The following is a 5,168-nucleotide window of genomic DNA, read 5'->3' as shown; positions in this document are numbered from 1 at the left end:
CAGAGTTTCAATTCCGCATTTTTGGATTTTTGAGCAATGAAATATAACGTTGTTGTATATGGTTTGTTGCGTGTTTCAAGCAACTAATTTAGTAAATAATTACCGACCAAGAAAGTCCGCGATGACTTTCGTAAGTAGGCGAGAAGCCAGCAATAAATTATATACGGTGTTACCACACGTTTTTTATTCGATAGTTAATTCGATTGTTTCATTTGCAAAATTTGAAAACCCTCTTTTTTCTCCTTTTGTTAAATCAACTTCAAGTTTTAATTTCAAGTCTTTAATTTTCTCTTTTTTCATTAATTCGTTTGAAAAAATAACTCTAATTTCAGATTTTTCATTTTGCTTGATAGTTTCTTTATTATAACTTAAATAAGCAATTTCTTTGTCTATTTCTATACTGGAAATATGAAAGTCTTTTTTTCCTGTGTTCTTTAAAACAAAAATATATGGTTTAGATAATTCTTGTTTAAGTTTCTTAAATTTTAATGTTCTATTTAAAATTTCATAACTAATTTCTTTTGCAGGTGCATCATATTTAATTCCGAATCGAATTTTATTCCCATTACTTGAATTAATACTCGACAACGAATAACTTTCGCTTTCTGCTAATTCAGCGATTAGAGTAATCTTTAAATCTCTTATTTCTCCGATTTGAAGAGGTTTATTTCCTAAATCAAATTTTATAACTTCATTACTTAAAAATTCAGGTTCTTTAAATTCAATTTCTTTATTTGAATTATTTTTTACTCGAATGATTTTGGTAATATCTTCTTTACCATCCGTTTTTCCAAAGTCGATTAATAAATCTCCAATATTATTCTCTTTGTCAATTTTAAGGTCAGTAAGATTTAGTATTTGTAATCCATATTTTGCTTTAAATTCTGTTTTGAATTTTTCTTCTTCTTCAGAACTTGATTCGTTTTTACCTTTATTTTCAATTTCCTCAATTACATAAGAACCTAAATTTTGTGACCATTGTATTAATGGTAAATTTAATTCCGTTATTATAATCGGTTGTTTTTCGATAATTAATTTTCCAGTTTCTGAATTATAAAAAGTTATCAAATTATTAATTTCGTTTTCTGTGTAGTTTTTGGAATAAATTGGAATAACTATTTGTTTAAGTTCTTCTAAAGATTTTTTACTAACAATTTTTTCTAATGCTTTCCAATAATTGTCTGAAATTCCGGAATTACTTTGTTTTTGATATTCAATTGTTTGTGTTATTATTTTCTTAATGTTACTTATCGTTCCATCTAATTCTAATAGTTTTTCTATTTTTCCATCAACTGTTTGAGCATTTATTTGGATTGAAAAAAATGTAATTAAAATTATAAATATTGTCTTTTTCATAGGTTTTCGTCAAATGTGTGGTAACGTTTGTGTATAAGAAAAGTTGCGGTTTTGTCAGCGAGGAATTTCCGAAGGAAATTCAGAAGTTGATAAAAATGCAACTGCCTTTATTTAAGCACTAATTTAGCAATTTTTTTTATACGGTGTTGTAGGCAGTATTTTATTATTGATTAATATATTCAAATTTTAAATCCTCATAAATAGAAAATAATCCGTTTAAGATTTCTTTCAATTCCTCGTCTGACTTGTATTTAGGCAAAGCACCACATTTTAGCCTTTCAAAAGGTATCCCTAATTCTTCAGGGAAAAAATCTATTCTACCCTGTGGCTCAAGAGTTTTTTCGTTTTCTTCTATAAATAATAACGTCTCTATAATTCCTCCTTTCAAAACAAGATGTAATTGAAATAATATTTCTCCTTTCAAATGCTTTATTTGATAAAAACTACCGTTTGAAATGTATTTATAATTGTAATCAAATTCATCCAAAATTTGTTTACACAATTGTTTTGTAGAGTTTCTCATTCTATTATCAAAATCATTATATTTTATACAAATATTTTGATAACGATTTACAAAATCTATATTTTCAAATGTTTTCTTTAATTTCATTTTTATTCAAATGTTTTCTACCTTGAATTCTTTGATGGAAGCTGAGTGTTATATTGCCTACAACGTTTATGTATATGGTTTGTTGCGTGTTTCAAGCAACTAATTTAGTAAATAATTACCGACCAAGAAAGTTCGCGAGGACTTTCGTAAGTAGGCGAGAAGCCAGCAATAAATCATATACGGTGTTGCCCACAGTATTTTTAATTCGTAAGTGTTAATTCAATTGCCATTAGACTATATTTATCTTTATATTTTTTACTTGTTCCAGCATTTTTCCAAACTTTTCTCCACTTTCCTTGATTAAAAACCCAACTATTTTCGTGCGTTTCAGCAGGTAAAGTTCCGATTGCAGGTTCATAAGAGGTTCCATCTAATTTTTTTCTTGAACCTTCCATTGTATATTTATATTCATACTTATTATTTTCAATAATTAGCCACTCAATTGCAATAAAAAAACCATTTTCGGGAAATTCAATATTTAGTTCAGAAATATCGATTTCAGTTGTTTTTTTTCCTTTTTTTGCAGTTCCAATTATATTTTGGTCATAAATATAGTTTTCTGGCTCTCCATTTTCGCTTACTCCATATAGGCGAATATTAAATTTTGAGTCTTTTACATCACTTTTTGTTAGAATTCTTATTTTTTTTAAAAACTGCGTTTTCTCATATTCGTCATTATATTTAAAAAATCTAGCAGTAATCCAAGGTTTTATTCCGCAACCAAAATAATGATTGATTTTAGACTTTTTAAATTCTCCGATTATTAATTCTTGTGTTGTTTTTTTAGAACTAATAATTACTTCGTCTAACTCGGTTGTTAGTGGTTTTAATTCAAGTATCTCTTTTATTAAATCCGAGGATATTTTTTTTGTTTCAAAACCGATTGCAGAAAAAAGAATAGTTTTCGTAACATTAATTTCTAATTTAAATTCTCCTTTTTCATTTGAAGTTGTTCCGATATTTTCGTTTTCAACCCAAATATTTACGTATTGTATTTTTTCCTTCGTTTCGCTATTAATTATCACTGATTTTAATTGACTAAAACAGAGGTTTGAAATTAACAAGATTGTTATTGCAAGCAGTTTTTTCATATTGTGGGCAACGTTTATGTATAAGGTTAGTTGCGTGGTTGAGCAACTAAATTAGTAAATAGAAAACGAACCAGAGGAAATTCCGAAGGAATTTCCAAGTAGGCTAGAACCAAGCAATTAATTTTATACGGTGTTGGCAACTGGCTTTTATTTTATTCAACTAAATTTAATTCAGTTCGTTTTGTTTTTTTTAGTTTGTCAATATCCAAATCAGTTAAATTCCATTTGTAAATCCGATTATTGACTTCGCTCAAATTCCCAAATTCAGATATAATTTTCTTTTGTTCGGAATTAGATAAATGTGATTTGTTTAAATAGTTTATTGGATATAAATTCTTTATTGCTCCGTTTAGAATATTAATTTTATTAGAAGTCCAAATATGGTCTTTTTCTATAATCTTGACTGAAGTTGAAAACAATCCTTTTTTCATTTTTCTTTCCGTTCCAGAGTCAAAATTCGAGTAGAGTTGTGTTGTATATCCATAATCAAAACCTAACTCGGTAATTAAAATTCTATTAAATTCTATAATTGATTTTTCATTACAATATTCTGTGCTTATTTGTAGGCAAAAGTCAATTGTTGATTTTTCAGGTTTCTCTTTTAAATTCAGCATTTGATTGCTGATTGAAAAGTACGTTTCGGTTTTTTTAGAATCAAAATCGATGAAGCAATAAACCAACTCCTTATTTGATTTTAGAGCTTTTTTAAAACCACTTTTGGTTTTATAGATTGATTGATAATTGATATCAAAGGCTTTTGCTGTAATTCCTGTTATTTTTTCAATCTGTTCAATGCAGAAAAGAATTTTAGATTCCATTTCAAACTTTTCCGCTGAATTTTGGTCAGTCAGTTTGAATAGTTTAATTATCCAATTCTTTGTTCTATTTTTCTTTAGGAACTTCATTTTTCAGCTTGTTGCCAACGTTGTTGTGTATGATTTGTTGCGTGTTTTAAGAAGTGAAGTTACTAAATAAAACACGAACCAAGAAAGTCCCAAAGGACTTTCGTAAATTGGCTTAAACCAGCAATAAATTATACACGGTGTTAGCTGTAGTTTATTTTATTATTAAGGACTTATAGATTCTTTCATATAAATTTATGTTTTTTTCAAAATTCTCTTTAGTTCCAGTTAGTGTTATCATAAGTGATTCATTATTTCTAAAACTATAAATCATAATATTTTTTCTTTTTTTCCCATTGATTTTACTTTTTATTTCCGTAATTATTTTTCTAATAGGATGTTTATTAGAAACTAAATTTTCAGTTTCAACAATTTTAAAATTTTCTTTATAGTATCCTTTTAATAAGGAAATATATTCCTGATAACCGCTATTAAATTCAGTTTTTTGTGATTTTACATGTTTAATTACAATTCCTTCAACAGGATTAAGGTCAGTTTCAGACTTAGGTTTTAGAACCATTAAACTTAAAGAACTTGAATAAAACATTTTGTTTTCTTCCCATTTTTCAGGTACTTTTATTTCATATTTTTCGTGTGTAATTGTTTTAAGTTCTTGTGAATACATAAGTATACTACTTAATAAAACACTTAAAATTAGAAATTTCTTTATCATAACTTTTAATTTCTTTTAATTTTTAAAATAATATTTGTTTTTAATAAATTTTGTATTTCAGATTTAGAGAATCCTCTTATTTTTTTGTCAAAGAGTCCTTTCTTATTCAATAAATCAAGCTTGTCTTTTTGATTGATGTTATATTCAGTTGTATGTACAAAAATAGAATCTTTAGTTGAACTTTCAACTTTATAAATAGAATAAAATACTTCTGTATTTTCTACTTTTTTATTTATTTTTATTTCATAAATATCTCCTTTTTTTGGTGAATTTACATATTTATGGTATGAACTATTACTTTCATTTTTATGATTACAACTAAAAAAAATAATAGATAAAACTATTCCTAAACAGTAAATAATTACTTTCAAATTTATTTTCATATGTGTTATCTTGATTTCAGTTTTTAATTACAGCTAACGTTTTGGTATAAAAATTTTTGCGATTTAAAAATGCGGCAAATTTTCCACCGGAAAATTAGAAGCATTTTTAAAAAAGCAAAAAGCATTGATTAGGCATAAATTTAAGCAATTTTT

General features: G+C 26.3%; 6 protein-coding genes. All 6 read right to left on the bottom strand.

Going from position 1 to position 5,168, the window contains the following annotated elements:
• Positions 1–183: 183 nt before the first annotated feature.
• Positions 184–1,356, bottom strand: a complete 1,173-nt coding sequence (locus SHK09_RS15160) for a DUF2059 domain-containing protein (protein WP_319811635.1) — start codon at positions 1,354–1,356, stop codon at positions 184–186.
• Positions 1,357–1,519: 163 nt separating this feature from the next.
• Positions 1,520–1,966, bottom strand: coding sequence for a hypothetical protein (locus SHK09_RS15155; protein ID WP_319811634.1), 447 nt, complete (start codon positions 1,964–1,966; stop codon positions 1,520–1,522).
• A gap of 200 nt (positions 1,967–2,166) precedes the next feature.
• The gene (locus SHK09_RS15150; RefSeq protein WP_319811633.1) at positions 2,167–2,991 is read right to left on the bottom strand and encodes a carboxypeptidase-like regulatory domain-containing protein; all 825 of its coding nucleotides are present in this window, start codon (positions 2,989–2,991) and stop codon (positions 2,167–2,169) included.
• Positions 2,992–3,209: 218 nt separating this feature from the next.
• Complete coding sequence (locus tag SHK09_RS15145) at positions 3,210–3,962, bottom strand: hypothetical protein (RefSeq protein WP_319811632.1); 753 nt, start codon at positions 3,960–3,962, stop codon at positions 3,210–3,212.
• Positions 3,963–4,113: 151 nt separating this feature from the next.
• Complete coding sequence (locus tag SHK09_RS15140) at positions 4,114–4,632, bottom strand: hypothetical protein (protein ID WP_319811631.1); 519 nt, start codon at positions 4,630–4,632, stop codon at positions 4,114–4,116.
• A gap of 5 nt (positions 4,633–4,637) precedes the next feature.
• Positions 4,638–5,015, bottom strand: a complete 378-nt coding sequence (locus SHK09_RS15135) for a hypothetical protein (RefSeq protein ID WP_319811630.1) — start codon at positions 5,013–5,015, stop codon at positions 4,638–4,640.
• Positions 5,016–5,168 lie beyond the last annotated feature (153 nt).

The organism is Polaribacter sp. PL03, from assembly GCF_033875165.1.
Taxonomy (GTDB): domain Bacteria; phylum Bacteroidota; class Bacteroidia; order Flavobacteriales; family Flavobacteriaceae; genus Polaribacter.
The sequence above is the reverse complement of the archived record's forward strand: the minus strand, read 5'-3'. Positions and strand labels throughout refer to the sequence as shown.

What these genes read in the sequence shown, in the direction of transcription:
- SHK09_RS15140 (WP_319811631.1), bottom strand. Translation starts at nt 4,632, where the DNA reads ATGATAAAGAAATTTCTAATTTTAAGTGTTTTATTAAGTAGTATACTT.
- SHK09_RS15135 (WP_319811630.1), bottom strand. Translation starts at nt 5,015, where the DNA reads ATGAAAATAAATTTGAAAGTAATTATTTACTGTTTAGGAATAGTTTTA.
- SHK09_RS15145 (WP_319811632.1), bottom strand. Translation starts at nt 3,962, where the DNA reads ATGAAGTTCCTAAAGAAAAATAGAACAAAGAATTGGATAATTAAACTA.
- SHK09_RS15155 (WP_319811634.1), bottom strand. Translation starts at nt 1,966, where the DNA reads ATGAAATTAAAGAAAACATTTGAAAATATAGATTTTGTAAATCGTTAT.
- SHK09_RS15160 (WP_319811635.1), bottom strand. Translation starts at nt 1,356, where the DNA reads ATGAAAAAGACAATATTTATAATTTTAATTACATTTTTTTCAATCCAA.